The sequence below is a fragment of the Nonomuraea sp. NPDC003754 genome, assembly GCF_053605785.1.
Genome location: NZ_JBSGJX010000049.1, coordinates 1 through 24,754 on the forward strand (window position 1 = coordinate 1; position 24,754 = coordinate 24,754).

Sequence of the window (24,754 nt, forward strand, 5' to 3'; positions counted from 1 at the left end):
GGGGCGGTGAGCGGCGCGGGGCGGTGAGCGGCGCGGGGCGGTGAGCGGCGCGGGGCGGTGAGCGGCGCGGGGCGGTGAGCGGCGCGCTCCTCTGGATCGCGCCGAACGCCTGTCAAGGCGGCGCGAAGGCGATCACACTGGGGAGCGGCTCCCGGCGGGGAGCCTTCCCTGCCAGGACCGTCAGGAGCGCGCATGGACCTCAAGCTCGAACTGATCCCCGTCCCCGTCTCGGACGTCGACCGCGCCAAGGCGTTCTACGTGGAGAAGGCGGGGTTCGTCTGCGACCTCGACTTCTCGCCGAGCGATGAGTTCAGGGTCGTGCAACTCACGCCGCCGGGTTCGGCCTGCTCCATCGCGATCGGGACCGGCCTGGTCGACACCGCGCCCGGCGCGGTGCGCGGGCTGCACCTGGTGGTCTCCGACATCCACGCCGCGCGGGCCGCGCTGGTGTCCAGAGGGCTGGAGATCGGCGAGGTGGAGGACATGACCGCGCCGGGCAAGCCGACGGTCTCCTACGCCTGGTTCAGCGACCCCGACGGCAACACCTGGACACTGCAGCAACTGCCGTCCTGAATCCGCGTCGGGGTGATGGTGTTTCATCCGGTTGGTGGGTAGCTGCACCGTCATGAGCGAGACACCTGATCCCAGGTACACGGGGGAAGAGGCGGCCGAGCGTGTGGACCGGGCGCTGAACGACGACGACTACCCGGACGAGGTGGACCAGCGCGACGCCCAGGTCGTGGCCGAGGCCGAGGCGGCGCCCGTCCGCCCCGGTCACGGCGAGGGGGCCGCCGAGGGCGACCCCGAGCAGGCCGCGCACCGGGAACGGCTGTGGGACGGATCGACCGCGCAGTCACGCGTGGACGAGCAGATCGAGCCGCCGGACTGAGCGCGGCGCGGCACCGCTACTTGAGCGCGCCCGCGGTCAGGCCGGTCTGGATCTGCCGTTGGAAGACGGTGTAGACGACGAGCATGGGGAGGATGGCGAGGGTCAGCGCGGCGAACAGCGCCGACCAGTCCTGGTCGTAGCCGGCGGCCGTGGAGATGTCGGCGATGCCCTGGGTGAGGACCCACTTGTCGCGCTCCTGCAGCAGGACCAGCGGGAGCTGGTACTGGTTCCACTGGCCGAGCACGTTGAAGATCGTGACGCTCACGATTCCCGGCCTGGCCATCGGCAGCATGATCTGGAAGAAGACCCGCGTGTGCGAGGCGCCGTCCACCAGCGCCGCCTCCGCGACCGCGGTCGGCAGGGTGCGGAAGAAGGCGGCCAGGAAGAACACGGTGAACGGCAGCGAGTAGGCGATGTACACCAGCGCCAGGCCCGCGTGCGTGTTCAGGCCGACGAAGGGGATGACCCGGCCCATGTTCTGCACCACGAAGAACAGCGGGGTCAGCGCCAGGTAGACCGGAAAGGCCAGGCCGGAGACGAACAGCAGGTAGAAGGCGCGGTTGCCGCGGAAGGGGTAGCGGGCCAGCACGTAGGCCGCCATGGACCCCAGCAGCATCGTGCCGAAGGTGCTGAACGACACCACGATGACGCTGTTGAGCATGTACTGGCCGATGTGGGCCTGCTCCCACGCCCTGGCGAAGTTGTCCCACCGGACGGCGGCCGGAAGCGACCACGCGTCGCCGAAGATCTCGTCCTCGCTCTTGACCGACGCCAGGAAGGTCCACAGGATCGGCACCACCACCAGGACCGTCCAGACCAGCAGGGCCACGTGCGTGAGCACCGACAGCGGCCCGAGCCTGCGGCGCCGCTCGACCGCGAGACGCTTGCGCGAGAGGTACATCAGTACTCGATTCGTTCCCGACGCGAGAGGCGCAGGGCCAGGATCGCGAAGCCGATGGTGAAGAAGAACATGACGACGCCGAGCGCGGAGGCGTAGCCGAAGCGGAAGTACTGGAAGGCGTTGCGGTAGATCTCGGCGGCCATGACGGTGGTCGAGAAGTCGGGACCGCCGTGCTGGTCGGTCATCACCCAGACGATGGCGAAGACGTCGAGGGCCAGGATGCCCAGGTACACCCACGCGACCTGGACGGTGTCCCACAGCAGCGGCAGCGTGATGCGGAAGAACAGCGAGAGGCGTCCCGCGCCGTCGATCTGGGCGGCCTCGAACATGTCGCCGGGGATCGAGGCCAGCCCGGCGGAGAACAGCACCACGTAGAAGCCGACCGCCTGCCAGACCATGACGCCCAGCACCGACCAGAACGCGATCGACGGGTCGGACAGGAAGCCCACCGGCGGCAGGCCGAGCGCCATCAGCGGGCCGTTCAGCATGCCGCTGCCGTCCGGCCGGAAGACCTGCTGGAACAGCACCGCGACCACGGCCACGGCCAGCACCTGCGGGAAGAAGAACACCACGCGGTAGACCTTCGACCCGGCCACGCCCGTGATGCCCTTGCCGCCCACGTTCAGCAGGAAGGCGAAGAACAGCGCCACGACGATCGTGATGAGCGGCAGCAGCACCAGCAGCAGCGCGTTGTGCGACACCGCCTTCCAGAAGATCCCGTCGTCGAGCAGCCGCCGGAAGTTGTCGAGGCCGACGAACCGCGGCGCGGCGGACACGCCGCGCCAGTCGGTCATCGCGATGTAGAAGGCCTGCAGGTACGGCGCGATCACGTAGACGAGGTAGAGCGTGACCGGCGCCGCGAGGAAGGAGGCGATGAAGAGGCGACGGCGCAGCATGTCAGCGCGAGTACTTCTTGATCGAGGAGTCCTTCTTGATCTCGTCGGCCTTCTTCTGGATGCGCTCCAGGTACTTGTCGGCGGTCAGCCCGCCGCTCATCAGCTGCCCCGTGGCGGCGATGGCCTCGTCCTTGAGCTGGGCGTACCAGCGCTCCCAGCGCCAGTAGACGGTGTTGGCGCCCGCGGCGGCCACGGCGTCGGAGGCGCTCCTGACGCCCGGCGACAGCGCCCGGCCCTCGCCGGCGCCCTTGACCACCGAGACGGTCCTGACCAGCTCGCTGAAGTCGCCGGCGGCCTTCTTCGACAGCATGGCCCTCAGGTATTCCATGCCGCCCTGCGGGTTGGCCCCCTTGGCGGGCACGATGAAGTTCTCGCCCGGCTGGGAGTGCAGCGTGCCGTACGGCATCTTGTCGGAGCCCGTGACGTCGGGGATGGCGAACATCTGGTAGGCGAAGTCGGCCGGTGTGGTGTCCTTCTGCTCGTTCTCCAGCCAGGAGCCGGAGGGCAGCATGGCGACCTCGTACTTGTTCTGCGCGGTCTGCGTCTGCACGTGGTCGAGGCCCGCGGTGCCCTCCATGAGGTACTTGGCGCCCACCTCGGCCCACCGGGTGGCCGACTGCTTCATGGCGTCGGTGGTCCACGCGCCGTCCTCGAGGTTGTCGATGTTGACCAGCACCTCGTTGCCGCCGATCTTGGCCGCCATGGTCAGCAACGCCTCGTACAGGTACTGGGGGAACTTGCCCGCGTAGGTGAAGGGCGCCATCTTGCCGGACTTCTTGATGGCCTCGCAGAGCGCGACGAACTCCTCCCACGTCTTCGGCGCCTGCCAGCCGTTCTCGTCGAAGGCCTTCTTGGAGTACCAGATGCCGAAGATGTAGTTCACATAGCCGAGCACACTGAACTTGCCGTCATAGGTGCCGATGTCGATCACGGCGGGGTCGATGGCGTCGCGCACCTTGACCGCGGGGTCGTCCCATGTGGGCGCGTCGAGCAGCGGGGTCAGGTCGAGGAGCTGGCCGTCCTGGGCGAGGGCGCCGAAGTCCATGGCGTTCGCGCCCGAGTTGTCGATGACGTCGGGCGGGTTGCCGCCGGCGAAACGGGGCTGGAGGACCTTGGTGATCTCTTTGGTGGTGTTGTGCTTGATCTGCGCCTTGGGGTACTTGGCGGCGAACAGCGGCTGGTGGATGTCCTTGGCGTACGCGCTGCCGAAACCGCCGTCGAAGATCCAGACTTCCAGCGGCTTGTCGGCCGCGACCCCGAACGGGTTGGCGGCGCTGGTGGGCACGGCCGCGGCGGGGGCCGAGGTGGCGGCCGGCGGGGCGGGCGTGGCGCAGGCGGCCAGCGCGCCCGCGGCGGGGACGAGGACGGCACTGCGGAGAAGCTGACGGCGGGTGATCTGGGGGGTGTTCTGGGAGGTGAACTGGGGGGTGTTCGGCATGGGCTACTCCAGTCGATGACTCTCCACGGCCTTGATGGTCAGTTCGAAGGCCTGATTGGTGCGTTCGTAGGTCTGCTGGGCGACCGCCACGTAGACGGCGTCCAGCACGAACAGCTGCGAGTGCACGGCGGCCAGGCCGCCGAGACGGAACGTGGTCTCCCTGCTGGCCGTGGTGAGCACCAGGTCGGCCAGCTCGGCCAGGGGTGAGCGGGCGAAGGAGGTGACCGCGACGCAGATCGCGCCGTGGGTACGGGCCTCGGCCAGGGCCTCCATGACCTCGCGGGTGCGGCCCCGGTGCGAGATGCCGATCGCGACGTCGCCCTGCCCGAGCAGCGCCGCGTCCGACAGGGAGACGTGCGCGTCGCCCGAGCTCCAGCACGGAACGCCGATGCGGCGCAGCCGTCCCTCGAACATCGTGGCCACCGCGCCGCTGGTGGAGACGCCCACGAGCAGCACCCGGCGGGCGGCGACGATCGCGTCGGCGACCTGGCCGACGACGGCCAGGTCGAGCTGGGCGGCGGTGTCCTGGATCAGGCGTGCGTCGGCGGCGGCCATCACCTCGACGGCGGCGTCGAGCGGATCGTCGGGGCCGATGTCCTGGCCGACCCCGGCACCCCAGCCGGCCTGGGCGGCCCTGCCCGTCTCGGTCGCGAGCACGACGCGGAGCTCGGCGTAGCCGGAGAAGCCGAACGCCCGGCAGAACCTGGTCACGGTGGCGGGTGAGCTGCCCGCCCGCTCGGCCAGCTCGACGATCGTGGACCTGGCGGCCTCGGCGGGATCGTCCAGAATCACCTCGCCCACCCTGCGCAGGGCTTCCGGCAGACCGGGCAGTTCCGTCTCGACGCGGCCGAGGGCACCAGATGGCACGAATATTCCTTCCGAATACCGGACCTTGCGGCGAAAATTATTCTTGCAATGAGGTCGCGTCAAGACCCAGGATGTGACACGTGCGTAACGGCTTCCTGTGACGAAGTCCTGACCGGTGCCCGATGGCGGCGAGAGCGAGTAGGTGGGTGGGCCGTGAAACACGGTGACGTGGTGGTCGGTGTCGACGCGGGCGCGACGTCCTCCCGGGTGGCCGTGCACACGCTCGACGGCACCAGGCTGGGCTACGGCAAGGCGGGCGGCGGCAACCCCAGCGCCCACGGCGTCGAGGCCGCGGCGGCCGCGATCGGGGCGGCGCTCGCCGAGGCACTGGAAGGCGTCGACCCCGCGCGGGTGTCGCGCTCGCTGGCGGGCGTGGCGGGCAACGTCACCGACTTCGGCGCCGCCCTCGGCAAGCTGTGGGCCGGCCACGGGATCACCGCGGGTCCCCGGCTCGTCAACGACGTGCCGATCGCCTACGCGGCGGGCTCGGCGGCGCCATCCGGCACGCTGCTGCTGTCCGGCACCGGAGCGGTCGCCGCGCGCGTGACCGGGCACGAGCTCGACGCGCTGTCCGACGGGCTCGGCTGGCTGCTCGGTGACGCGGGCTCCGGCTTCTGGATCGGCAGGCAGGCGGCCAAGGCCGTCGTCCACGCGCTCGACCGCGGCGACCGGGGCGGGCTGCTGTCCGAGCTGGTCGTGGCCCGCTTCCTCGGCGACGACCGCGGGCCCACCCCTCGCAGGGAGGCCGAGCGCGTCGTCAGGCTCGCCCAGGCCGACCGCACCTCGCTCGGCCCGCTGTCGGCCCTGGTCAGCCAGGCCGCGAGCGCGGGCGACCCGATGGCCGTCGAGATCGCCGAGCGGGCCGCCGCGCACCTCGCCGAGACCGTGGCCAGGGTCTACGACGGCGGGCCCATCGTGCTGGCGGGCTCGGTGCTGACCAGCGAAGGCCCGGTACGGCACGCGGTACGGGCGGAGCTGGAGCGGCGGTGGGACGCCGAGATCAGCACGGCCCGCGACGGGGCGGGAGCCGCCGCATGGCTGGCCGCCCTGCCGCTGCTGTCGGCCGCCGAGGCCGCCGACCGGCACGCCGCCTTCACCGGCTGAACCGCCCCACGCCCTGTTCCGCCCCGTACCCTGGTCCGCCCCCGCCCTGCCTTGGCCCGTGCCCGGTTTCCGGCCCGGACACCCCCGTCCGTGTCGGGAGACCGCCCGGCATTTCAGCCGGCCCGTGCGGGGCCGGTCAGGCGGTGAGGAGGGCGGCGCTGCCGTACGAGCCGCCGAACCCGGTCACCAGCGCGACCTCCGCGCCCGCCCGCACCTCCCGGACGGCCTGGGCCACGTTGTTGAGCCCGTGGACGTACCCCTCCGACAGCAGCCCGCCGTGCGGGTTGACCCGCGCGTGCCGCCCGGCCAGCAAGTAGGCGCCGAGGTCGGGCCGTCCCACCAGGCCGAAGTCCTCCAGCTGGCGCGGCACCAGCCACGAGTAGGCGTCGTAGAGCAACGCCGCCTGCACATCGGCGGGCCGCATGCCGGACGCGGCCCAGAGCATGGGGGCCACGTACGCGGAGAAGACGGCCGTGACGTCCGGCGAGCGGTCCATCGCCGAGCAGCCGGGCCCGCCGCCCCGCACCACGGCGTGGACGCGCGGCCCCGGCAGCGCCGCGCTGACGACCAGCGCGCAGGCGCCGTCGGTCTCCTGGCAGCAGTCGACCGTCCGCAGCGGGCTGCAGACGAGCGGCGCGTCCAGGTAGGCCTCGAACGTGAGCGGGTCGCGGCGCAGCGCCCGCTCGTTGGCGGCGGCGTTCACGCGGGACTGGGCGACGACGGCGTGCAGGTGCTCCGCCGCGAGACCCGTGTCGTGCAGGTAGCGGGTGGCGGCCATGGCGAACATGGGGATGGGGCCGGCCATGCCGTAGGGGATGGTGAAGCGCTCCTGCGGGCCGGTCGAGACGGTGTTCATGCGCCTGCCCGAGCGGCCGTTGAGCGCGCGGTAGACCAGCACGTGGCGCGCCAGCCCCGACTCGATGAGCATCGCCGCGTCGCCGAGGACGGAGGCGGCCTGGGTACCGCCGCCGGAGATGTCGTTGTGCCAGCCGAGGCGGTCGATCCTGAGCGCCCTGGCGACCTGCACCACGGGCGCGGAGTCGTTGAGGTGGTAGCTCAGGAGGGCGTCGATCTCGCGGGGGTCGAGTCCCGCGTCGGCGCAGGCCAGCTCGGCCGCCTCGACCGCCAGCGCCAGCTCCGTCCGGCCGGAGGCCCGGCTGAGGGACGTCATCCCGATCCCGGCGATCCTGCCGCGCATGCTCCTCCCGATCTGCCGTGGCCCGCCGCGTGGCCCGTCGCGTGACCCTCCGCCGTGACCCGTCGCCTTGGCCCGTCGCCGTGACCCGCCGCCGCGTTCTGCCCGCCGCGTCCTGCCCGCCGTGTGCTCCGCGCCCCCCGTGCTCCGCCGCCGGCGCCCTGGTCGGCGGGGAATGCCGCCCGCCGGCGGGGCGCGATCCGGACGGCGGGCGGCGGTCCCGTGGTCCGGTCGCGGGTGGCGTCGCGACGGGAGATCGCCCCGCCCGTCACGCTAGTGCGGCCCACCAAGTTAGGCAAGCGCTTGTTAGGTTCACCGGACAGGAGGTGAGACGCCGCCCCGATCCGGGCATGATGGGGAACGGATGTGGCGATGTTGGGTAGTAGTACTATCCAAGTATGCGGATGTCCCAGCTGAGCGCCGAGTCGGGCGTGCCCATCGCCACCATCAAGTACTACCTGCGGGAAGGCCTCCTCCACCCGGGCGAGCAGGTGGCGGCCACCCGCGCCGAGTACGACGAGTCGCACCTGCGCAGGCTGCGGCTGATCAGAGCGCTGCTGGAGGTGGGCCGCCTGCCGATCACCTCGATCAAGAAGGTGATCGACGCGGTCGACGACGAGAGCCTGCCCGTGCACTACATGCTCGGCACCGCGCACTACGCGATCAGCCCCACCGTCGAGACGGGCGAGGGCGAGGAGTGGACCGCCGCCCGCGAGCAGGCCGACCGCATGATCGACGACCTCGGCTGGCAGGTGTCCGTGACCGCCCCCGGCCGCGACGAGCTGGCCCAGACCCTCGTCAAGCTCCGCCAGCTCGGCCTCAGCACCGACCTGAGCCCCTACGCCCGCGCCGCGCACCAGCTGGTCACCGAGGTCGAGCTCGACACCATCCCGCTGGACGGCCCGCGCGACGCGGCCGTGGAGGCCCTGGTCCTCGGCACCGTGCTGTACGGCAAGGCCTTCGACGTGCTGCGCCGCCTGGCGCAGGAGTCGGAGTCGGCCCGCCGGCTGAAGGTCAGTCCCCCAGCACCAAAGGGCGCTTGAGCAGCCACAGCGCCGCCCGCTTGAGCAGCGTGCGGTGCACCTCGTTGTCGTAGGAGCGGGTGTCGTGGCCGAGGGCGTCGTAGACGACCCGGCCGCGCCGTACCGGGCGGGCCCAGACCATCGGCTGGCCCAGCGCGGAGGCCAGCGGGTGGACGTCGGGCAGCACCTCCAGGTCGCTGTAGACCTCGTCCACCAGGTCGAAGTCGCGCAGCCCCTCGACGATCGGGTGACCGCCGAGGACCCGGACGCTCTGCCAGCCGAGCGGCGGGTGGTGCGAGGCGCCCCAGACCCACCGGGCGCCGAGCACGCGCGGCCAGCCCTGCCAGTCGTCGAAGCAGACGGAGGCGGCGTGCATGCACAGCAGGCCGCCGCCCCGCTCCAGGTGGTCGAGCAGCGTGGTGCGAGCCTCGGCGGGCAGCGTGAAGCCCTTCTGCCGCCAGCGCAGGGCGTTGACCGTGATGAGCTGGTACTCCGACGGCTCGCCCAGCGCCCCCGCGATGTCGTCGGTGATGTCGGACTCCACCCCGACGTCGGCCAGCACTCCGGCGAGCGCGGCCGACGTGGCGTCGAAGTCGTGGAACAGGCCTCCTGAGAGAATCAGATTTCTCGCCACATCACGACTTCATCACGGATCGCCGAGGGAAATCCATGGCCGTTCGCTGGCCGGGGGAAAACTCGATCTTGGGCACCATCCCGGCATGAGATTCGTCAAGATCGCGGCACTCGCCACCGCCGCCCTGATCGCCACCTCCGCGACCGCCTCGGCCGCGCCCGCCTCGTCCTCGCGAGCGCTCTTCATCGTCCAGGTCACCGTCCCCAACGGATGGACCCGCGTGGTGAGCCTGACCTGCGCCCCGGAGGGCGGCGCCCATCCGCAGGCCGCCACCTCCTGCGCCCTGCTGGAGACCGTCGAGGGCGACCTGGCCCACCATCCCGCCGAGCAGGGCATGTGCACCAGGGAGTACGACCCGCGCGTGGCCGAGCTGACCGGGTGGTGGGAGGGCTCGTCGGTCCACTTCGAGCGGACCTTCGGCAACCGCTGCGAGATGCTCCTGGCCACGGGGTCGGTGTTCGACCTGTAGCCGAGGGCCTTCGCGCGCAGGATCGGCGCCCCGTCGCCCGCGCCTCCGGGCACCTCCGGGGAGACGATCCGCGTAGGGACGGCCCGTGATGGCCGGACGGCCGTGGAGAGACGACCCGGCATGATTCGAACCGTGGATTTCGCGACATACCGCCCGATGCTGCTGGGGCTCGCCTACCGCCTGCTCGGCAGCATGTGGGACGCCGAGGACATCGTCCAGGAAGCCTGGCTGCGCTGGAGCGGCACCGACCAGAGCAGGGTCGAGGAGCCGCGCGCCTTCCTCGTGACCATCGTGTCCCGGCTGGCGCTCGACCAGCTCAGGTCCGCGCGGGTCAGACGGGAGGCCTACACCGGTCCATGGCTGCCGGAGCCCGCGCCGACCGCCGAGGTGGGCCCGCTGGACACGGCCGAGCTGCGCGACACCCTCTCGTACGCCACCATGCACCTGATGGAGCGCCTGTCCCCGCCGGAGCGGGCGGTGTTCGTGCTCAGGGAGGCGTTCGACCTGCCGTACGAGGAGATCGCGGAGATCGTCGGCGCCAGCCGGGCCAACTGCCGTCAGATGCACCACCGCGCCTCCGTACGGCTGGCCGAGGGCCGCGGACGCTTCCAGCCGAGCACCGAGGAGCACGCCAGGCTGCTGCGCCGCTTCCTCGACGCCGCGCAGGGCGGCGACCTGTCCGCGCTCACCTCGATGCTCAGCGACGACGTGGCGATCTGGACCGACGGCGGCGGCAGGGTCCGCGCCGCGCTCAGGCCGATCCACGGCCGCGACAAGGTGCTGGCCTTCCTCACCGGGCTCACCGACCGGTACGCCTTCGAGGGCGGGATCGTCGAGGCCAACGGCGCTCCCGCGCTCCGGCTCACGGTCGGGGGACGGGACCAGGTGGCCTTCGTCGACGTCCGCGACGGCCTGGTCCACGGCATCTACACCGTGATGAACCCTGACAAGCTCCGCGGTTTCCCGCAGGGCGACCAGGAGGAAAACCGCATTATCGGGGCACCACCTCCTTCCCTACCGTCTTCCACATGATCTCTTTCATGAACCTGCTGATGGCGGCTGTGGTCACCCTCCCTGGTGCGGCGGTGCAGGAGCGGCTGGAGGCGTTGCCGAAGACGGCCGCCCTCGTGCGGCTGAGCGACGAGCGCACCGCGTGGGTGGGCGCCGCCGGAGTGCGCGACCTCAGGTCCGGACGGCCCGCCGCCCCCGAGGGCCACTTCAGGATCGGCAGCGTCACCAAGACCTTCGTGGCCACGGTGGTCCTGCAACTGGTGGACGAGGGGAAGGTCGCGCTGGACGACCCGATCGACCGGTACCTGCCGGGTCAGGTGCCGGACGGCGGGCGGATCACCGTGCGGCAGATCCTCGACCACACCAGCCACCTCCACGACTACATGAGCGAGCCCGGGTACTCCACCAACCGCTGGCGCGGGAAGGACCGCTTCCGCCACTACTCCCCCGCCGCGCTGCTGAAGGTGGCCTTCGCCAGGAAGCTGCCCGACGACGGCAGATGGCACTACTCCAACACCAACTACGTCGTGGCCGGGCTGCTGGTGGAGAAAGTGACCGGCCGGCCGTACGGGGAGGAGGTCGCGCGCAGGATCCTGCGGCCGCTCGGGCTGCGGCAGACCAGCGTGCCAGGCGACCGGCCGGGCCTGCCGGAGCCGCACGCCCGCGGCTACGAGCCGCTGCCGGGCGGCGACCTGGTCGACGCCACGCTCATGAACCCCTCGCTCGACTGGGCGGCCGGCGAGATGATCTCCACGGCGCGTGACCTGGACCGCTTCTTCGACGCGCTGCTCACCGGCAAGCTCACCAGCGCCGCCTCCCTGGCCGCGATGCGCACCGCGGTGCCCACGGGCGCCGGCTTCGACTACGGCCTCGGCCTGCAGGCCTACCGGCTGCCGTGCGGCACGAAAGTCTGGGGGCACAGCGGCGAGCTGATCGGCTACCTCACCTTCGCCTTCCGCTCGGACGACGGCCGCTCGCTCACGCTGTCGATCAATCCAGCGGCCCGCAACCCGTCGACCGAGCAGGTGATGGAGATCGCGGCGACCCAGTTCTGCGATCGGTAGTCTCGCTGTCATGGATCTCGGCATCTCGGGCAAGGTCGCACTGGTCACCGGTGGTAGCGCGGGCATCGGGCTGGCCGCCGCCAAGGCGCTGGCGCGGGAGGGCTGCGACGTGTGCGTCTGCGCGCGCAGCCCCGAACGGCTCGCCGACGCGGTGGTGGAGCTGCAGGAGTTCGGCCACGTGGTGCACGCCGTCCTCGCCGACGTCGAGGACCCCGCCGCGGCCGAGCGGGTGGTGGCCGAGACGCGCGAGGTGCTGGGGCCGATCGACATCCTGGTCGCCAACGCGGGCGGGCCGCCCGCGGGCACCTTCGTCGAGGTCAGCCTGGCCGACTGGGAGGTGGCCGTGCAGCGCAACCTGCTGGGCACGGTGCGCCTGATGCGGGCGGTGCTGCCCGACATGCGCTCGCGCGGCTGGGGCCGCATCGTCGCCGTGACGAGCAGGTCGGTGCGCGAGGTGATCGACGGGCTGGCGCTGTCCAACGCCACCCGCACGGCGGTCGCCGGCGTGGTGCGGTCCCTGGCCAGGGAGGTCGGCGAGGACGGCGTCCTGGTGAACAACGTGTGCCCGGGCCCGATCGACACCGAGCGGCTGCGCTCGCTCGGCCACACCGGCAGCACGCCCCTCGGCCGCATCGGCCGCCCCGAGGAGGTCGGCGACGTGATCGCGTTCCTGGCCAGCGACAGGGCGTCCTTCGTCAACGGCGTGTCCCTGCTGGTCGACGGCGGGGAGAGCAGGGTGGTGGCCTGACGGCAGATCCAGCACCCGCCAACCCATGACATCCTTCGTGTAGAAGCGAAAGGGAAGGACGGGGGCATGGACAAGCCGGTCATCGTGACGGTCGACGACGACCCGGGCGTGTCGAGGGCGGTCGCCCGCGACCTTCGGAAGAAGTACGGCCAGCAGTACCGCATCGTGCGCGCCGAGACGGCCGAGCAGGGCATCGAGGCGGTCCGCGAGATGCGCCTGCGCGGCGACGAAGTGGCCGCGATCCTCGCCGACTACCGGATGCCGCAGATGAACGGCGTGCAGTTCCTCGAGGCGGCGATGGACATGTTCCCGTTCGCGCGCCGGGTGCTGCTGACCGCCTACGCCGACACCGACGCCGCCATCCAGGCGATCAACGTGGTCGACCTCGACCACTACCTGCTCAAGCCGTGGGATCCGCCGGAGGAGAAGTTCTACCCGGTGATCGACGGCCAGCTCGACGCGTGGCAGCGCACCGACCGGCAGGTCAAGGCCGAGCTGCAGGTCGTGGGCGACCGCTGGTCGGCCCACTCCTACCGGGTGCGTGACTTCCTGTCCCGCAACCACGTCCCCTACCAGTGGATGCTCGCCGAAGACCCCGAGGGGCAGCAGCTGGTGGCGGCCGTCGGCGGCGACTGCCACCTGCCGCTGGTGATCACCGCGGAGGGCGAGCAGCTGCAGGCGCCCGACCAGTCGACGCTGGCCTCGGCCGTGGGCCTGTCCACGACGCCGTCCACCGACTTCTACGACCTCATCGTGATCGGCGGCGGGCCCGCGGGCCTCGGCGCCGCCGTCTACGGCGCGTCGGAGGGGTTGCGCACGGTGCTGGTCGAGGCGCACGCCTCGGGCGGCCAGGCGGGGCAGAGCTCGCGCATCGAGAACTACCTGGGCTTCCCCGACGGCGTCTCCGGCGCCCAGCTGGCCGACCGGGCCCGTAGGCAGGCGCTGAAGTTCGGCGCGGAGCTGCTGACCGCGCGCAAGGTCATGAGCCTGGAGGCCAAGGGCCAGGCCAGGGTCGTCGGCTTCAGGGACGGCGGCCAGATCGCGGCGCACGCGGTCATCCTCGCCACCGGCGTCACCTACCGCAGGCTGGAGGCGCCGGGGCTCGACGACTTCGTCGGCAGGGGCGTCTACTACGGCGCCGCGCTCACCGAGGCGCCCTCCTGCCGCGACAGCGAGGTCTTCATCGTCGGCGCGGCCAACTCGGCCGGGCAGGCGGCCGTCTACCTGGCGGGATTCGCCAGCAAGGTCCACTTGTTGGTGAGGGGTGACGGTTTGGAGAAGTCCATGTCCCACTACCTCATCGAGCAGATCGCCGCGATCCCCACCATCGAGGTCCACTACGAGACCGAGGTGACCGCCGGCTCCGGAGACGACCACCTCGAACGGCTGACGCTGACCACCAGGGGCGAGGAGTGGTCGGCCGACGCGCAGTGGCTGTTCGTCTTCATCGGTGCCGAGCCGTACACGACCTGGCTGGGCGACGGCATCGAGCGCGACGCCAAGGGGTTCGTCATCACCGGGCCCGATCTGGTGGCGTCCGGCGAGCGGCCGCGCAACTGGCCGCTGCGGCGCCAGCCGTACTTCCTGGAGACCAACGTCCCCGGCGTGTTCGCCGCGGGAGACGTGCGCGCGGACTCGATCAAGCGGGTCGCCTCCGCCGTGGGCGAGGGCGCGATGGCCGTCGCTCTGGTGCACCGCTACATGGAGAAGCAATGATCGACATAGACGAACTGCGCAAGCTCTTCCTCTTCGAGCGGCTGACCGACGAGCAGCTGACCCTGCTGGCCACCAAGGGCGAGGTCCGCTCTTACGACAGGGACTCCTTCGTCCTGCGGCAGGGCGAGCCGTCCGAGCACTTCTTCGTCCTCATCGAGGGCGAGGTGCAGATGCTGACCGACACCAGCGCGGGGCCGGTCGCCCAGCCGCGCACCTCCCAGCCCGGCGTCTACGCCGGTGCCGTCCAGGCCTACCTGGGCAACCGCGCGCCCGACGTCTACCAGCACTCGCTGCGCGCCACCGCGCCGTCTCGCCTGTTCGTGCTGCCGGCCAAGAAGTTCGGCCACATCGTCACCGAGTGGTTCCCCATGGCCTTCCACCTGCTGGAGGGCATGACGTACGGCGGGCGGGCGGCGCGCGAGATCATCGACAGGCGCCAGCGGCTCACCGCGCTCGGCACGATCACCGCGGGCCTCACGCACGAGCTGAACAACCCCGCGGCGGCGGCCGTGCGCGCCGTGAGCGAGCTGCGGACCAGCATCAGGGCCTCCCGCGTCCAGCTGGCCGAGCTGGCGGCCCACGGGATACCGCCGCAGAAGCTGCTGCACCTGGTCGAGCTGTCCGACGCCTGCGCGCAGGCGGTCGGCACGCTGCCCCCTCGGTCCCCGCTGGAGATCTCCGACGCCGAGGACACCGTGGGTGAGGCGCTGGAGGAGATGGGCGTCGACGACGCGTGGGAGCTGGCTCCCTCGCTGGTGAACGCCGGGTTCACGCTCGACACGCTGGACAGGATCCGCACCAAGGTGGGCGACGAGCACGCCGGCGTGGCGCTGCGCTGGCTGTCGCAGGCCACGGAGATCTCGCAGATGCTGAGCGAGGTGACCGAGGCCACCGAGCGGATCACATCGCTGCTCGACTCCGCCAAGCAGTACTCCCAGATGGACCGCGCGCCGTACAGCGTGCTGGACGTGCACGACCTGCTCGACAGCACGCTGGCGATCTTCAGGGGGAAGATCCCGCCCGGCGTGTCCGTGGTCACCGACTACGACCGGACCCTGCCGGACATCCCCGCCTACGGCGGCGAGCTCAACCAGGTGTGGACGAACCTGATCCACAACGCGCTCGACGCCATGGGCGAGGAGGGCACGCTCACGATCCGCACCGCCCACGACGAGGACGAGGCCATCATCGAGATCGGCGACACCGGTCCCGGCGTGCCCGACGAGATCAAGGAGCGCATCTTCGAGCCGTTCTTCACCACCAAGACGGTGGGCAAGGGCACCGGGCTCGGGCTGGACATCTCCTACCGGATCGTGGCGGGCCGCCACAACGGCGAGCTGAAGGTGCGATCGGTGCCCGGCGACACCTGGTTCGAGGTACGGCTACCGCTCCGCGAGACCCCCGCCTAGCCCTGGCACCGACCGGCGATCATGTCCGTCAGCCGCGGCACCACGCGGTCGGCGGCGACCCTGAAGCCGTCGTGCTCGAACTCGTTGGTCACCCACGCGCGCGTGTTGCCGACCCGGCTTGCCGTCTCCAGCGACAGGCCGGCGTCGACGTACATGTCGTCGTGGTAGACGACGGCGGCGACGGGCACCTGGTTGCCGGCCAGCCGCTCCGGGTCGTAGAGGGCGGGCCAGCCGGTGTAGGAGGCGAGCCGCTCGGCCGCCTCCTTGAACGGCCGCAGGGAGCGGATCTCGTCGAACATCCAGGGGTAGATCATCTCGCCGGTGAACATCTCGGGGGCGGCGAAGTCCTCCGGCATCACCCTGGCCGCGGCCCACGAGGTGGCGGCGCCCTGCGCGTAGATCGGCTCGTGCAGGACCGCGTACAGCGGGTTGCCCACGAAGCCCGTCGCGGTCATGACCTCGTACAGGAAGGCGTCGGACAGCCGGCCGCCGGCCCAGGCGTCGTCGAGCAGCCAGTGCAGCGAGGCGGCGCCGTCGCCGGTGCCGAGGCGCAGGCCGAGCGTCCTGAAGCGCCTGGAGGTGAGGCGGTCGCCGTCCGGCAGCAGCACCTCGGACTCGTCGAGGTGGGCGACGATCCGCCGCACCTTCTCGGCGTCCTCGGGGAAGCTCCGGTAGTAGCGGGTGACCTTGTCGCGCACCCGCGCGTAGGTGCGGGTGTAGACCTCGTCGGCGGTCGCCTCCAGCCCCGGCAGGCCCCCGGTGATGTGGCAGGCCCTGAGCGCGGCGGGCGCCTGCGACAGGTAGGTGAGGGTCACGAAGCCGCCGTAGCTCTGCCCCCACGTCTCCCACTGCTCGATGCCGAGCTTCGCGCGGATGTGCTCGCAGTCGGCGACGATGGCGTCGGCGCGGAAGTGCCTGAGATAGGCGGCCAGGTCGTCGGGCTTCTCGGGTGAGGAGGCGTCGGCGGGGGTGCTGCGGCCGGTGCCGCGCTGGTCGAGGAGGAGCACCCGGTGGGTCTTCAGGATGTGCGCGAAGTGCGCGGGCCCGGTGGGCCTGGGCGACCGGCCGCCGGGCCCGCCCTGCAGGAACAGCGCCCACGGCAGACCCGAGCGGGCCGGATCGGCGATCTCGCGGGCGAAGACCGTGATGGTGGGGCCGTCCGGGTCCGCGTGGTCGAGCGGGACGGTGAACTCGTGATCGGTGGCTCGCAGGCCCGGCAGAGTGACATTCACTCCCCTATGATCACATTTCATGGATGAGGCTCCCCCTGGCATCAACCCTCACATTCCCAGCGTGGCCCGCATGTACGACTACTACCTCGGCGGCAAGGACAACTTCCGGGCCGACCGGGAGGCCGCCGAGAAGGTGCTCGCCGTCGTCCCGGAGACGCGGCAGGCCGCCAGGGAGAACCGCGCGTTCATGCAGCGCGCCGTCCGGTTCCTGGCCGGGCGGGGCATCAGGCAGTTCCTGGACATCGGCACCGGGCTGCCGACCCAGGGGAACGTGCACGAGGTGGCAGGACCGGACGCTCGCGTGGTCTACGTGGACAACGACCCCATCGTGCTGACCCATGCCAGGGCCATCCTGTCGGGCGCCGAGGGGGTCGACGTCGCGCAGGGCGACCTGCGCCTGCCCGAGGCCGTCCTCGACAGCCCCGAGGCGCGCCGGCTGCTCGACTTCGACGAGCCGGTCGCGATCCTGGTCGTGGCCGTGCTCCATTTCGTGCAGGACACCGACGACCCCGAGCGCATCATCGGCAGGCTGAAGGAGCGGATGGCGCCCGGCAGCTACCTGGTGCTCTCGCATGCCTGCCCCAACCGTCCGGTGGAGTCGGAGGACATCGCCTCGGTCTACGACCTGGCCACCGCGGGCATCAGGCTGCGCGACCGCGCCGAGGTCACGCCGTTCTTCGACGGCCTGGAGCTGGTCGAGCCCGGACTGGTCAACGTGGCCGAATGGCGGCCGGAGGTGGCCGAGCTGGCGCCGCTGCAGGGCGTGGGCGACTACCTGCTCGGCGGGGTGGGCCGCAAGGGCTGACCACCCGCCGGCGAGCGCCGAGGCGCCCGCCGGCGGAGACGGCCGGCGGAGGCGTCAGCCGTCCAGGGCCGTCAGGTCGAGCCGCTGGAGCCGCTCGGGGTCGGACAGCACGTCGATGGCCACGATCTGCCCGCCCGTGACGGTGAAGCCCATGACGGACAGCGGCCGGCCGTTGGCGGCGACCACGACGCCGGCCGTCCCGTTGACCAGCGCCGGGCGGGCGAACGGCGACAGCCTCCCGAACGTGACCGCCTGCTCGGCGACGGTCCGCGCGCCGGTGAACACAACGGTGTGGCGGGCCCGCGCGAGGCCGCCGTCGGAGCGCAGCACGACCTCGGGGTGGAGCACGGCGACGAGCGCCTCGAAGTCGCCGTCGCGGGCGGCGGCGAAGAAGGCGTCGACGACGTCACGCTGGCGGCCGAGGTCGGGGTCGGGAGCCGGGGCCTGCCCCTGGACGCGGCGGCGGGCGCGGCTCGCGAGCTGCCGTGCCGCCGCCGGCGACCGTTCGATCATCGGGGCGATCTCCTCGAACGGCACGGCGAACATGTCGTGCAGCACGAACGCCAGCCGCTCGGCCGGTGACAGCGTCTCCAGGACCACCAGCAGCGCCAGCCCGACCGAGTCGGCCAGCATCGCCTGCCGCTCCGGGTCGATCACGGACGCGGAGCCGATGATCGGGTCGGGCATGGACACGTCGAGGGGGTCCTCACGGCGCTGCTCGCGCGAGCGCAGCACGTTCAGGCACACGCGCGCCGCCACCGTCGTCAGCCACGCGCCGAGGTTCTCCACATCGCCGGTGTCGGCGCGGCTGAACCGCAGCCAGGTGTCCTGGACGGCGTCGTCGGCCTCGCTCACCGAGCCGAGCATCCGGTAGGCCACCGCTCGCAGCCGAGGCCGGTGCTCCTCGAACCGCTCGCTCAGCCGTTCGCGCTCGTCCACCGTGTCACGTTCCTTCCATGCGGGGTGTCGTAACGGTAGACCCCTGGAACCCGGTGGATGTGACCGGGGCTCGTCGCGCGCCTTCCTATCGGGCGGGGCGGGAAGCTGGTACGCTCCCAAGCGAGCGCTTGGTTTATCAGCCGAAGGGCGGACGCATGAGGTTCTCCACCTTCCATCTCTTCCACCGGTTCGACGGGCAGAGCTTCAAGGACGTCTACGACTACCACCTTGAGCTCATCGAGCTGGCCGAGGAGCTGGGCTTCCACGGGGTACGGCTGGCCGAGCACCACTTCCGCGACTACGGCGTGGTCCCGAACCTGTTCACGCTGCTGGCCCACGCCGCCGCCCGCACCGAGCGGATCCGCCTGGGCACCGGCATCGTCGTGCTGCCGCTGCACAACCCGGTCCACGTCGCCGAGGAGGCGGCCCTCGTCGACGTGCTGTCGGGCGGCAGGCTCGACCTGGGCATCGGCCGCGGCTACCAGAGCTTCGAGTTCGAGGGCTTCGGCATCGACCTGGCCGAGGCGCGCGACCGCTTCAACGAGGCGCTGGAGGTGATCCTGGGCCTGTGGACCCAGGAGTCCTTCCAGCACGAGGGCAAGTTCTACCGGACGGGCGAGGTCTCGCTGACGCCCAGGCCGCTGCAGACGCCGCACCCGCCGATCCACGTCGCCGCCGTCTCCCCCGAGACCGTCACCATGTACGGCGAGCGCGGCCTGCCGATCCTGGCCGACCCCGCCGCGCCGTTCCGCAAGGTCGTGAAGGCGGCCGAGACCTGGCGCGAGTCGGCCGGAACGGCGACGGCCGACCTGGTCGTCGCCCGCAGCGTCTACGTGGCGCCGACCGTCGAGCAGGCGCGCGAGGACCAGGCGAGGTTCGAGGCCGCCTTCGACCGCTCGCGGATCTTCAACGAGCGCAGCGCGCCCATCGACCCGAAGACCGGCAAGGCCGCCCAGGGCTTCGAGTACTACCAGGACCGCTACCTCAAGGGCGGCTCGGTCTCCAACGACTTCCGCTGGGAGCAGCTGGAGGTCATCGGCGATCCCGCGCGGGTGATCGAGCAGATCGGCGTGCTGAAGGCGGCCGGGTTCTCCACCCTGCTGTGCGACTTCGGCAGCACGCGCCCGATGCCGCTGGAGGAGATGAAGAAGGTCATGCGGTTCTTCGCGACCGAGGTGATACCCGCGTTCCAGGAGGCGTGATGATCCACTCGCTGACACTCTCCGACGTCCTGGCCGAGCACGCCCGCAGCCGCCCGCAGGTGACGGCGGTGGTCGACGGCGAGGTCCGGCTCACCTATCCCGAGCTCGACGCGCGGGTCTCCCGCCTGGCCGGCGCGCTGGCGGGCAGGGGTGTGACGGCGGGCGAGCGGGTGCTGTGGCTCGGCCAGAACTCGCACGCCGTCCTGGAACTGCTGCTGGCCTGTTCCCGCCTCGGAGCGGTCTTCTGCCCCGCCAACTGGCGCCAGTCCACCGACGAGCTGCGGTTCGTCGTCGAGGACCTCGCGCCCGCCGTGGTGGTGTGGGAACGATCGGAGGCCGCCGCGCCGCTGGCCACCGAGGCGTGGGTCGAGGACTACGCCGCGCTCGTCGAGGAGGGCGCCGCCCTCGACGGGCTCCCGCCGGTCGACGACACGGTCCCCGCCCTGGCCCTCTACACCGCCGCCTTCGCCGGCCGTCCCAGCGCGGCCCTGCTCAGCAGCGCCGCGCTGCTCGCGCACGGCACCTCCCTGCTGGTGGTCAGGCAGATGGAACCGGGCTTCACCTTCCTCAACAGCGGGCCGCTCTTCCACGTCGGCACGATGATGTTCTGCCTGGCGACGCTGCAGATCGGCGGCACCAACGTCTTCACGCCCTCCTTCGAGGCCGAGGAGGTCTGCCGCCTGGTCGACGCCGAGAAGGTGACGCAGGCGTTCCTGTTCGGCCAGATGATCGACGCGGTGGTGGCGGCGAACGCGGAGCGCAAGTACGACCTGTCGTCGCTGCGGTTCGTCTCGCACTCGGCGGAGTGGGACGAGATGACCACGCCCGACGACTCGCCGTGGTGCAGGTCGAAGATGGGCGGCTACGGGCAGACCGAGGTCGGTGGCATGCTCACCTTCCTGGGCCTCGCGCCCGGCGCGGCCGGGTTCGCCGGCAGGCCCTCGCCGCTGGTCCAGGTGCGCATCCTGGCCGCCGACGGGAGCGAGGTGCCCGCCGGCGAGGTGGGCGAGATCTGCGCCCGCGGCAAGACCCTCTTCTCCGGATACTTCGCCCGGCCCGAGCTCAACGCCCAGAAATCCCTGTACGGCTGGCACCACACCGGCGACCTGGGCAGGCGCGAGCCCGACGGCACGATCACGTTCATCGGCCCCAAGCTCCGGATGATCAAGTCGGGCAACGAGAACGTCTATCCGGCGGAGGTGGAGCGGGCGCTCAGATCGCATCCCGCGGTGGCCGACGCCGCGGTCATCGGGGTGCCCGACGCCCGATGGCACCAGGCGGTGAAGGCCGTGGTGGCGTTGAAGGGCGAGGCGTCGGCGGACGAGCTGATCGAGCACGTCAGGGGGCAGCTGGCGGGCTACAAGCGGCCCCGGCACGTCGACTTCGTGGAATCCATCCCGAAGAAGGGCTTCACGCCCGACTACGACGCCCTGGACGCCGCCCACGGAGGGGGCAACTACCCGGGGAGCTGACTCACGCGGCGCGCGGGCGGTCCTCGATCCGTGGCCGACTCCCGCATGCCCGCCGCGATCACCGCGTCGAACGCGGCCTGCTCGAGACGTTCCGGTAGCCCGAGCCGAGTCGCGCATCAGCGCGTCATGACCGGCGGCGCCGGCCGGCCGAGGTCGCCGACCGCCGCCTCGACCCCGGAGGGGGCCTTCGACGGATCGCGCTCGAGGACCCTGCCATCCTGCCTGGTAGGGAGAGGCGAGCGGGGCGGAGAGGAGACGGCACCGGTCGCGCCGGTGATGAGAATCGTCACGCGAAGCGCGATATAGTAAGCATCAGTGACCAAAGGAGCCTCGTTGAGCCGCGCCGAACGCAAGCAGGCCGACCCCGATCTCGGTGTCATGGCAGGTCAGGTGCTGTTCTCCCTCCAGAAAGAGCTGTTCGGCACCCTGGCCGAGCAGGGCCACCCCCGGCTGCGCCCGCGGCACGGCGCCGTCATGGCCTACCTCGACGAGGCCGGTAGCAGGGCCACCGACCTGGCCCAGCTGTCCGGCCAGCACAAGCAGGTGATCGGGACGCTGGTGGACGAGCTGGTCGAGCTGGGATACGTGCGGCGGGAACCCGACCCACGCGACCGCAGGGCCAAGCTCGTCGTGCCGACCGAGCTCGGCCTCGACCAGATGGCCAGGTCCGACCGGATCGTGGCCGACATCGAGCGGCGGCACGCCGAGGCCGTCGGCGAGGAGGAGTACGCCGCGTTCAGGCGGGTCTTCCGGCGGGTGGCCGAGGGGCAGCGCAGCGGACTACGTTGATCGGATGTGCCCTCTTTAGCCTGGCGCCCGCTCGCCTTCGTCGCCGCCCTGCAGTCGGCGCTCCTGCTCGTGCTCAGCCCGCTGTACGGCTACCACCGTGACGAGCTGTACTTCCGCCTGCTGGCCGAGCACCCCGCATGGGGCTACGTCGACCAGCCGCCGCTCACCCCGATGCTCGCCAAGGTCTCGATCGCGCTGTTCGGCGACACGCCGACGGGGCTCAGGGTCCCGGCCGCGCTGTCGGCCGCGGCGCTGGTCCTCCTGGTCGGGCTGATCACCAGGGAACTGGGCGGCGACCGCAAGGCCCAGGTGCTGGCCGCCGCGGGGATCGGCACGGGCGCGTTCGCGCTGGTCGCGGGCCACTCACTGCTGACGCTCAGCGCGGACCTGCCGCTGTGGTCGGCGGCGATCCTGTTCGTGCTGCGCGTGCTCCGCACCGGAGACGGCCGCTGGTGGCTCGCGGCCGGCGCGGTCATCGGCGCGGCGACCTACAACAAGCACCTGATCGCGCTCCTGGTCATCGGGCTGGCCGCGGGCGTCCTCGCGGTGGGCCCGCGCAGGATCCTGCGCGACCCGTGGCTGTGGGCGGGCGTCGCGGTGGCGGCGCTGATCGCCGCGCCGAACCTGATCTTCCAGGCCACGAACGGCTGGCCGCAGCTGGCGATGGCGGCCGCGCTCAGCGAGACCAAGGGCGCCGAGATGCGCGCGCTGTTCGTCCCGATGCAGATCGTGCTGTTCGGCCCCGTCGTGGCCTTCGTCGCGGCGCGCGGCTGGCTGCGGCTGTGGCGCGACGAGCGGCTGCGCTGCCTGGCCGTCGCCTACCCCGTGGCGGCGGCGCTGACGCTGCTCAGCGGCGGCCGGTTCGACTACACGGCCGGGCTGGTCATCCTGCTGTTCTGCGCGGGGGTGACCGAGGGCCTCGCGCCCGCGCTGGCGATCAACGGCGCGTTCTGCGCGCTCGTCGCGCTCCCCTTGATCCCCGTCTCGCTGGTGGGGATGACGCCGGTCCCTCGCGTCAACGAGGTCGCCAGGGAGTCGATCGGCTGGCCGGAGTTCACCGCGGCGGTCGGCGCGGCCGTACGGACGCTGACACCCGAGGAGCGGGCCAGGGCGGTGCTGCTGGCGGGCAGCTACGGCGAGGCGGGCGCGCTGCGCCTGGCGGGCGGCCTGCCGCCGGTCTACAGCGGCCACAACCAGCTCCACCTGTACGGCCCGCCGCCCGAGGGCGCCGACGTGGCGGTGGCGGTGAAGTACCCGCGCCGGGGGCTGGAGACGGTGTTCCGGTCCTGCGTCGAGCACGGCAGGGTCGACAACGCGGCCGGCGTGGACAACGAGTTCCGCGGCCTGCCCGTGCTCGTGTGCAGGGGGCTCAGGATGCCCTGGAGCGAGGCCTGGCCGAGCTTCCAGGAGTACAGCTGATATTTGACAGACCGTTCCAGAAAGATCTAGCGTCGGGCGCATGGCCAGGACGAAGGAGTTCGATCCCGACGAGGCGCTGCAGAAGGCCATGGAGCTGTTCTGGCGGCGGGGCTACGAGGCCACCTCCATGTCCGACCTGGTCGAGCACCTCGGCATCGGCAGGGCGAGCATCTACGCGACCTTCGGCGGCAAGCGGGAGCTCTACCTGCGCGCCTACGACCGCTATCTCGAGCAGGGCGTCGACTTCGAGGGTCTGCTGTCGGGGCCGGGGCCGGTACTGCCCGCCGTACGGGATCTGGTCCTGAGGTTCGCCGACGAGGCCGCGCACGACACCGACCACCGCGGCTGCCTGGTCGTCAACACCGCGGTCGAGCTGGCCCCGCACGACGAGGAGCTGGCGCGGCGGGTGGCGGCCAACTGGGACTTCGTCGAGGCCACCCTCGCCGCCGCGCTGACCAGGGCCCGCGAGCGGGGCGAGCTGGACGACAGCCAGGACCCCCGGGCGCTCGCCCGGTTCCTGCTGACCGTGCTGCAGGGGCTGCGGCTGGTCGGCAAGGGGGCGACCGATCCGGCCCGGCTGCGCGACACCGCGACGCAGGCGCTGCGCGTCCTCGGCCTCACAGGATCGCCAGCGGGTTGACCGGGCTGCCGGTTCCCCCCTCGATCTTGAGCGGCGCGGCCACGAAGACGAACTCGGCGGGCCCGGCCGCGGCCAGCTCCTCCAGCCACAGCATCTCGACCAGGTGGATGCCATGGCGGTGGAGCAGGATCAGGTGCAGGTCGTCGGCCGGGCCCTCGTCGGCGAGCTGGCGGGCGTTCAACCCTCCGATGGCGGCGTTGTCGCCGGCGACCGCCGCGACGTCGCGCGCGGCCAGCCAGCGGCCCGCCTCCGGCGACAGCCCCGGCTGCCCGGTCCAGTAGGTGTCCGGCCAGGTCAGCGGCCAGCCCGTACGGATCACGGCCACGTCGCCCGGCCGGACGTCCGCGTGGATCTCCTCAAGCAGCGCCGGCTCGATCCTGAAGTGGGCGGGCAGGTGCGGCATGCCGAGGTGGCCGGGGACGTCGAAGAGGATCCCGCGCGCCACGACGCCCCCTGCGTGCTCGATGCCGCAGCGGGTCGCGCCGTAGGAACGGACCCGCGCCGCGGGATGGCCGTTGTAGAGCTCCTCGCCCTCCCACATGTGGCAGAGGGCGTCCATGTGCGTCGTGGTGCCGTGGGGGGTGACGACCAGCGCGTCGTCGGCCACGCGCAGGCCCGCGCCGATCCCCCGGGCGCCGGCCGCGTAGTCGCCGCCGTCGACCGACATGAAGTGCTGGGGCAGCGGTCGGCCGCGCAGGTGGGGGACGGTGGTCGGGGCGGGCGACGACGTGGCGCCCCTGATCGGCATCGACAGGCTGAGCACCCTGCCGGTCGTGGCACTGGCCAGCGCGCGCAGCACGACCTCAGGCGTGAGCAGGTTGAGCGTGCCGCGCTGGTCGTCTGGGCCGAAGCGGCCCCAGTTGTTAGGCTCGGTAACCAAGCAAGCGCTTCCT

The 24,754-nt window shown here is 71.7% G+C and carries 26 protein-coding genes; 16 read left to right on the forward strand and 10 right to left on the reverse strand.

Annotation, left to right across the window (positions count from 1 at the left end; translation table 11 throughout):
• Positions 1-192 precede the first annotated feature (192 nt).
• Entirely contained in the window at positions 193-573 is a 381-nt protein-coding gene (locus ACWEVS_RS39060) for a VOC family protein (RefSeq protein ID WP_452555830.1), read from the forward strand.
• Between the two features lie 52 nt (positions 574-625).
• On the forward strand, positions 626-889 hold the full coding sequence (locus tag ACWEVS_RS39065; RefSeq protein WP_354906791.1) for a hypothetical protein: 264 nt from the start codon (positions 626-628) through the stop codon (positions 887-889).
• Between the two features lie 16 nt (positions 890-905).
• Here ACWEVS_RS39065 and ACWEVS_RS39070 read toward each other — a convergent pair whose 3' ends face one another.
• Genes ACWEVS_RS39070 through ACWEVS_RS39085 form a run of 4 tightly spaced genes read right to left on the reverse strand, consistent with a single transcriptional unit; the run spans position 906 to position 4,991 of the window.
• Positions 906-1,790 (reverse strand): carbohydrate ABC transporter permease, encoded by an 885-nt coding sequence (locus tag ACWEVS_RS39070; protein WP_354906792.1) that lies wholly within the window; start codon positions 1,788-1,790, stop codon positions 906-908.
• Positions 1,790-2,686, reverse strand: a complete 897-nt coding sequence (locus ACWEVS_RS39075) for a carbohydrate ABC transporter permease (RefSeq protein WP_354906793.1) — start codon at positions 2,684-2,686, stop codon at positions 1,790-1,792. Before ACWEVS_RS39075 ends, ACWEVS_RS39070 begins: the two co-directional genes overlap by 1 nt.
• Position 2,687: 1 nt before the next feature.
• A complete protein-coding gene (gene ngcE, locus ACWEVS_RS39080; protein WP_452555832.1) occupies positions 2,688-4,124 on the reverse strand; it encodes an N-acetylglucosamine/diacetylchitobiose ABC transporter substrate-binding protein in 1,437 nt (478 codons plus the stop codon).
• 3 nt (positions 4,125-4,127) lie between these two features.
• On the reverse strand, positions 4,128-4,991 hold the full coding sequence (locus ACWEVS_RS39085; RefSeq protein ID WP_354906795.1) for a MurR/RpiR family transcriptional regulator: 864 nt from the start codon (positions 4,989-4,991) through the stop codon (positions 4,128-4,130).
• Between the two features lie 153 nt (positions 4,992-5,144).
• Between ACWEVS_RS39085 and ACWEVS_RS39090 the strand changes: the two genes are divergently transcribed.
• Complete coding sequence (locus ACWEVS_RS39090) at positions 5,145-6,095, forward strand: N-acetylglucosamine kinase (RefSeq protein WP_452555834.1); 951 nt, start codon at positions 5,145-5,147, stop codon at positions 6,093-6,095.
• Positions 6,096-6,231: 136 nt separating this feature from the next.
• Here the strand turns inward: ACWEVS_RS39090 and ACWEVS_RS39095 are convergent, their stop codons facing one another.
• Positions 6,232-7,293 carry a thiolase C-terminal domain-containing protein gene (locus ACWEVS_RS39095; RefSeq protein WP_452555836.1) on the reverse strand — a complete coding sequence of 354 codons (1,062 nt, stop codon included), beginning with the start codon at positions 7,291-7,293 and terminating at the stop codon, positions 6,232-6,234.
• 395 nt (positions 7,294-7,688) lie between these two features.
• Here ACWEVS_RS39095 and ACWEVS_RS39100 point away from each other — a divergent pair, with 395 nt between their 5' ends.
• The gene (locus ACWEVS_RS39100) at positions 7,689-8,333 is read left to right on the forward strand and encodes a MerR family transcriptional regulator (protein ID WP_452555838.1); all 645 of its coding nucleotides are present in this window, start codon (positions 7,689-7,691) and stop codon (positions 8,331-8,333) included.
• On the opposite strand, the gene ACWEVS_RS39105 is transcribed toward ACWEVS_RS39100, so the two are convergent.
• Positions 8,305-8,946 carry a ThuA domain-containing protein gene (locus tag ACWEVS_RS39105; RefSeq protein WP_354906799.1) on the reverse strand — a complete coding sequence of 214 codons (642 nt, stop codon included), beginning with the start codon at positions 8,944-8,946 and terminating at the stop codon, positions 8,305-8,307. The two genes, ACWEVS_RS39100 and ACWEVS_RS39105, sit on opposite strands and share 29 nt — an antisense overlap.
• Before the next feature lie 85 nt (positions 8,947-9,031).
• Between ACWEVS_RS39105 and ACWEVS_RS39110 the strand changes: the two genes are divergently transcribed.
• The 6 genes from ACWEVS_RS39110 to ACWEVS_RS39135 all read left to right on the forward strand — a co-directional run bounded on the left by ACWEVS_RS39110 (position 9,032) and on the right by ACWEVS_RS39135 (position 15,363).
• The gene (locus ACWEVS_RS39110; protein WP_449917107.1) at positions 9,032-9,415 is read left to right on the forward strand and encodes an SSI family serine proteinase inhibitor; all 384 of its coding nucleotides are present in this window, start codon (positions 9,032-9,034) and stop codon (positions 9,413-9,415) included.
• Positions 9,416-9,547: 132 nt separating this feature from the next.
• Positions 9,548-10,447, forward strand: coding sequence for an RNA polymerase sigma-70 factor (locus ACWEVS_RS39115; RefSeq protein WP_449917110.1), 900 nt, complete (start codon positions 9,548-9,550; stop codon positions 10,445-10,447).
• Positions 10,444-11,490 carry a serine hydrolase domain-containing protein gene (locus ACWEVS_RS39120; RefSeq protein ID WP_452555840.1) on the forward strand — a complete coding sequence of 349 codons (1,047 nt, stop codon included), beginning with the start codon at positions 10,444-10,446 and terminating at the stop codon, positions 11,488-11,490. The genes ACWEVS_RS39115 and ACWEVS_RS39120 overlap by 4 nt, the downstream gene beginning before the upstream one ends.
• A 10-nt stretch (positions 11,491-11,500) precedes the next feature.
• Positions 11,501-12,238, forward strand: coding sequence for an SDR family oxidoreductase (locus tag ACWEVS_RS39125; RefSeq protein WP_449917115.1), 738 nt, complete (start codon positions 11,501-11,503; stop codon positions 12,236-12,238).
• A gap of 66 nt (positions 12,239-12,304) precedes the next feature.
• Complete coding sequence (locus tag ACWEVS_RS39130) at positions 12,305-13,954, forward strand: FAD-dependent oxidoreductase (RefSeq protein WP_449917116.1); 1,650 nt, start codon at positions 12,305-12,307, stop codon at positions 13,952-13,954.
• Complete coding sequence (locus ACWEVS_RS39135) at positions 13,951-15,363, forward strand: ATP-binding protein (protein WP_452555843.1); 1,413 nt, start codon at positions 13,951-13,953, stop codon at positions 15,361-15,363. Before ACWEVS_RS39130 ends, ACWEVS_RS39135 begins: the two co-directional genes overlap by 4 nt.
• On the opposite strand, the gene ACWEVS_RS39140 is transcribed toward ACWEVS_RS39135, so the two are convergent.
• A complete protein-coding gene (locus tag ACWEVS_RS39140) occupies positions 15,360-16,595 on the reverse strand; it encodes an alpha/beta fold hydrolase (protein WP_452555845.1) in 1,236 nt (411 codons plus the stop codon). The genes ACWEVS_RS39135 and ACWEVS_RS39140 overlap by 4 nt on opposite strands.
• Before the next feature lie 19 nt (positions 16,596-16,614).
• On the opposite strand from ACWEVS_RS39140, the gene ACWEVS_RS39145 reads away from it, so the two are divergent.
• Positions 16,615-17,400, forward strand: coding sequence for an SAM-dependent methyltransferase (locus ACWEVS_RS39145; protein ID WP_354906807.1), 786 nt, complete (start codon positions 16,615-16,617; stop codon positions 17,398-17,400).
• Positions 17,401-17,454: 54 nt separating this feature from the next.
• Here the strand turns inward: ACWEVS_RS39145 and sigJ are convergent, their stop codons facing one another.
• Positions 17,455-18,339, reverse strand: coding sequence for an RNA polymerase sigma factor SigJ (sigJ, locus tag ACWEVS_RS39150; RefSeq protein WP_452555847.1), 885 nt, complete (start codon positions 18,337-18,339; stop codon positions 17,455-17,457).
• Positions 18,340-18,494: 155 nt separating this feature from the next.
• Here sigJ and ACWEVS_RS39155 point away from each other — a divergent pair, with 155 nt between their 5' ends.
• On the forward strand, positions 18,495-19,541 hold the full coding sequence (locus tag ACWEVS_RS39155) for an LLM class flavin-dependent oxidoreductase (RefSeq protein WP_449917126.1): 1,047 nt from the start codon (positions 18,495-18,497) through the stop codon (positions 19,539-19,541).
• Positions 19,541-21,013, forward strand: coding sequence for an AMP-binding protein (locus ACWEVS_RS39160; RefSeq protein ID WP_449917129.1), 1,473 nt, complete (start codon positions 19,541-19,543; stop codon positions 21,011-21,013). Before ACWEVS_RS39155 ends, ACWEVS_RS39160 begins: the two co-directional genes overlap by 1 nt.
• A 116-nt stretch (positions 21,014-21,129) precedes the next feature.
• On the opposite strand, the gene ACWEVS_RS39165 is transcribed toward ACWEVS_RS39160, so the two are convergent.
• Positions 21,130-21,303 (reverse strand): hypothetical protein, encoded by a 174-nt coding sequence (locus ACWEVS_RS39165; protein WP_449917131.1) that lies wholly within the window; start codon positions 21,301-21,303, stop codon positions 21,130-21,132.
• A 43-nt stretch (positions 21,304-21,346) separates the two neighbouring features.
• Between ACWEVS_RS39165 and ACWEVS_RS39170 the strand changes: the two genes are divergently transcribed.
• The 3 genes from ACWEVS_RS39170 to ACWEVS_RS39180 are packed head-to-tail and all read left to right on the forward strand — an operon-like array spanning position 21,347 to position 23,861.
• Positions 21,347-21,802 (forward strand): MarR family winged helix-turn-helix transcriptional regulator, encoded by a 456-nt coding sequence (locus ACWEVS_RS39170; RefSeq protein WP_452555849.1) that lies wholly within the window; start codon positions 21,347-21,349, stop codon positions 21,800-21,802.
• A gap of 6 nt (positions 21,803-21,808) precedes the next feature.
• Positions 21,809-23,221: a glycosyltransferase family 39 protein gene (locus ACWEVS_RS39175; protein WP_452555851.1), complete on the forward strand. Its 1,413-nt coding sequence runs from the start codon at positions 21,809-21,811 to the stop codon at positions 23,219-23,221.
• 40 nt (positions 23,222-23,261) lie between these two features.
• Positions 23,262-23,861 carry a TetR/AcrR family transcriptional regulator gene (locus ACWEVS_RS39180; RefSeq protein ID WP_452555853.1) on the forward strand — a complete coding sequence of 200 codons (600 nt, stop codon included), beginning with the start codon at positions 23,262-23,264 and terminating at the stop codon, positions 23,859-23,861.
• Here the strand turns inward: ACWEVS_RS39180 and ACWEVS_RS39185 are convergent.
• A complete protein-coding gene (locus tag ACWEVS_RS39185; RefSeq protein WP_354906813.1) occupies positions 23,839-24,741 on the reverse strand; it encodes a cyclase family protein in 903 nt (300 codons plus the stop codon). The two genes, ACWEVS_RS39180 and ACWEVS_RS39185, sit on opposite strands and share 23 nt — an antisense overlap.
• Positions 24,742-24,754: the final 13 nt, after the last annotated feature.

Excerpts from the sequence above, each read along its gene's own strand:
- ACWEVS_RS39145 (WP_354906807.1), top strand. The coding sequence starts at position 16,615 with ATGGATGAGGCTCCCCCTGGCATCAACCCTCACATTCCCAGCGTGGCC.
- ACWEVS_RS39110 (WP_449917107.1), top strand. The coding sequence starts at position 9,032 with ATGAGATTCGTCAAGATCGCGGCACTCGCCACCGCCGCCCTGATCGCC.
- ACWEVS_RS39065 (WP_354906791.1), top strand. The coding sequence starts at position 626 with ATGAGCGAGACACCTGATCCCAGGTACACGGGGGAAGAGGCGGCCGAG.
- ACWEVS_RS39100 (WP_452555838.1), top strand. The coding sequence starts at position 7,689 with ATGCGGATGTCCCAGCTGAGCGCCGAGTCGGGCGTGCCCATCGCCACC.
- ACWEVS_RS39060 (WP_452555830.1), top strand. The coding sequence starts at position 193 with ATGGACCTCAAGCTCGAACTGATCCCCGTCCCCGTCTCGGACGTCGAC.
- ACWEVS_RS39070 (WP_354906792.1), bottom strand. The coding sequence starts at position 1,790 with ATGTACCTCTCGCGCAAGCGTCTCGCGGTCGAGCGGCGCCGCAGGCTC.
- ACWEVS_RS39135 (WP_452555843.1), top strand. The coding sequence starts at position 13,951 with ATGATCGACATAGACGAACTGCGCAAGCTCTTCCTCTTCGAGCGGCTG.
- ACWEVS_RS39130 (WP_449917116.1), top strand. The coding sequence starts at position 12,305 with ATGGACAAGCCGGTCATCGTGACGGTCGACGACGACCCGGGCGTGTCG.
- ACWEVS_RS39075 (WP_354906793.1), bottom strand. The coding sequence starts at position 2,686 with ATGCTGCGCCGTCGCCTCTTCATCGCCTCCTTCCTCGCGGCGCCGGTC.
- ACWEVS_RS39120 (WP_452555840.1), top strand. The coding sequence starts at position 10,444 with ATGATCTCTTTCATGAACCTGCTGATGGCGGCTGTGGTCACCCTCCCT.
- ACWEVS_RS39125 (WP_449917115.1), top strand. The coding sequence starts at position 11,501 with ATGGATCTCGGCATCTCGGGCAAGGTCGCACTGGTCACCGGTGGTAGC.
- ACWEVS_RS39180 (WP_452555853.1), top strand. The coding sequence starts at position 23,262 with ATGGCCAGGACGAAGGAGTTCGATCCCGACGAGGCGCTGCAGAAGGCC.
- ACWEVS_RS39095 (WP_452555836.1), bottom strand. The coding sequence starts at position 7,293 with ATGCGCGGCAGGATCGCCGGGATCGGGATGACGTCCCTCAGCCGGGCC.
- ACWEVS_RS39155 (WP_449917126.1), top strand. The coding sequence starts at position 18,495 with ATGAGGTTCTCCACCTTCCATCTCTTCCACCGGTTCGACGGGCAGAGC.
- ngcE (WP_452555832.1), bottom strand. The coding sequence starts at position 4,124 with ATGCCGAACACCCCCCAGTTCACCTCCCAGAACACCCCCCAGATCACC.
- ACWEVS_RS39160 (WP_449917129.1), top strand. The coding sequence starts at position 19,541 with ATGATCCACTCGCTGACACTCTCCGACGTCCTGGCCGAGCACGCCCGC.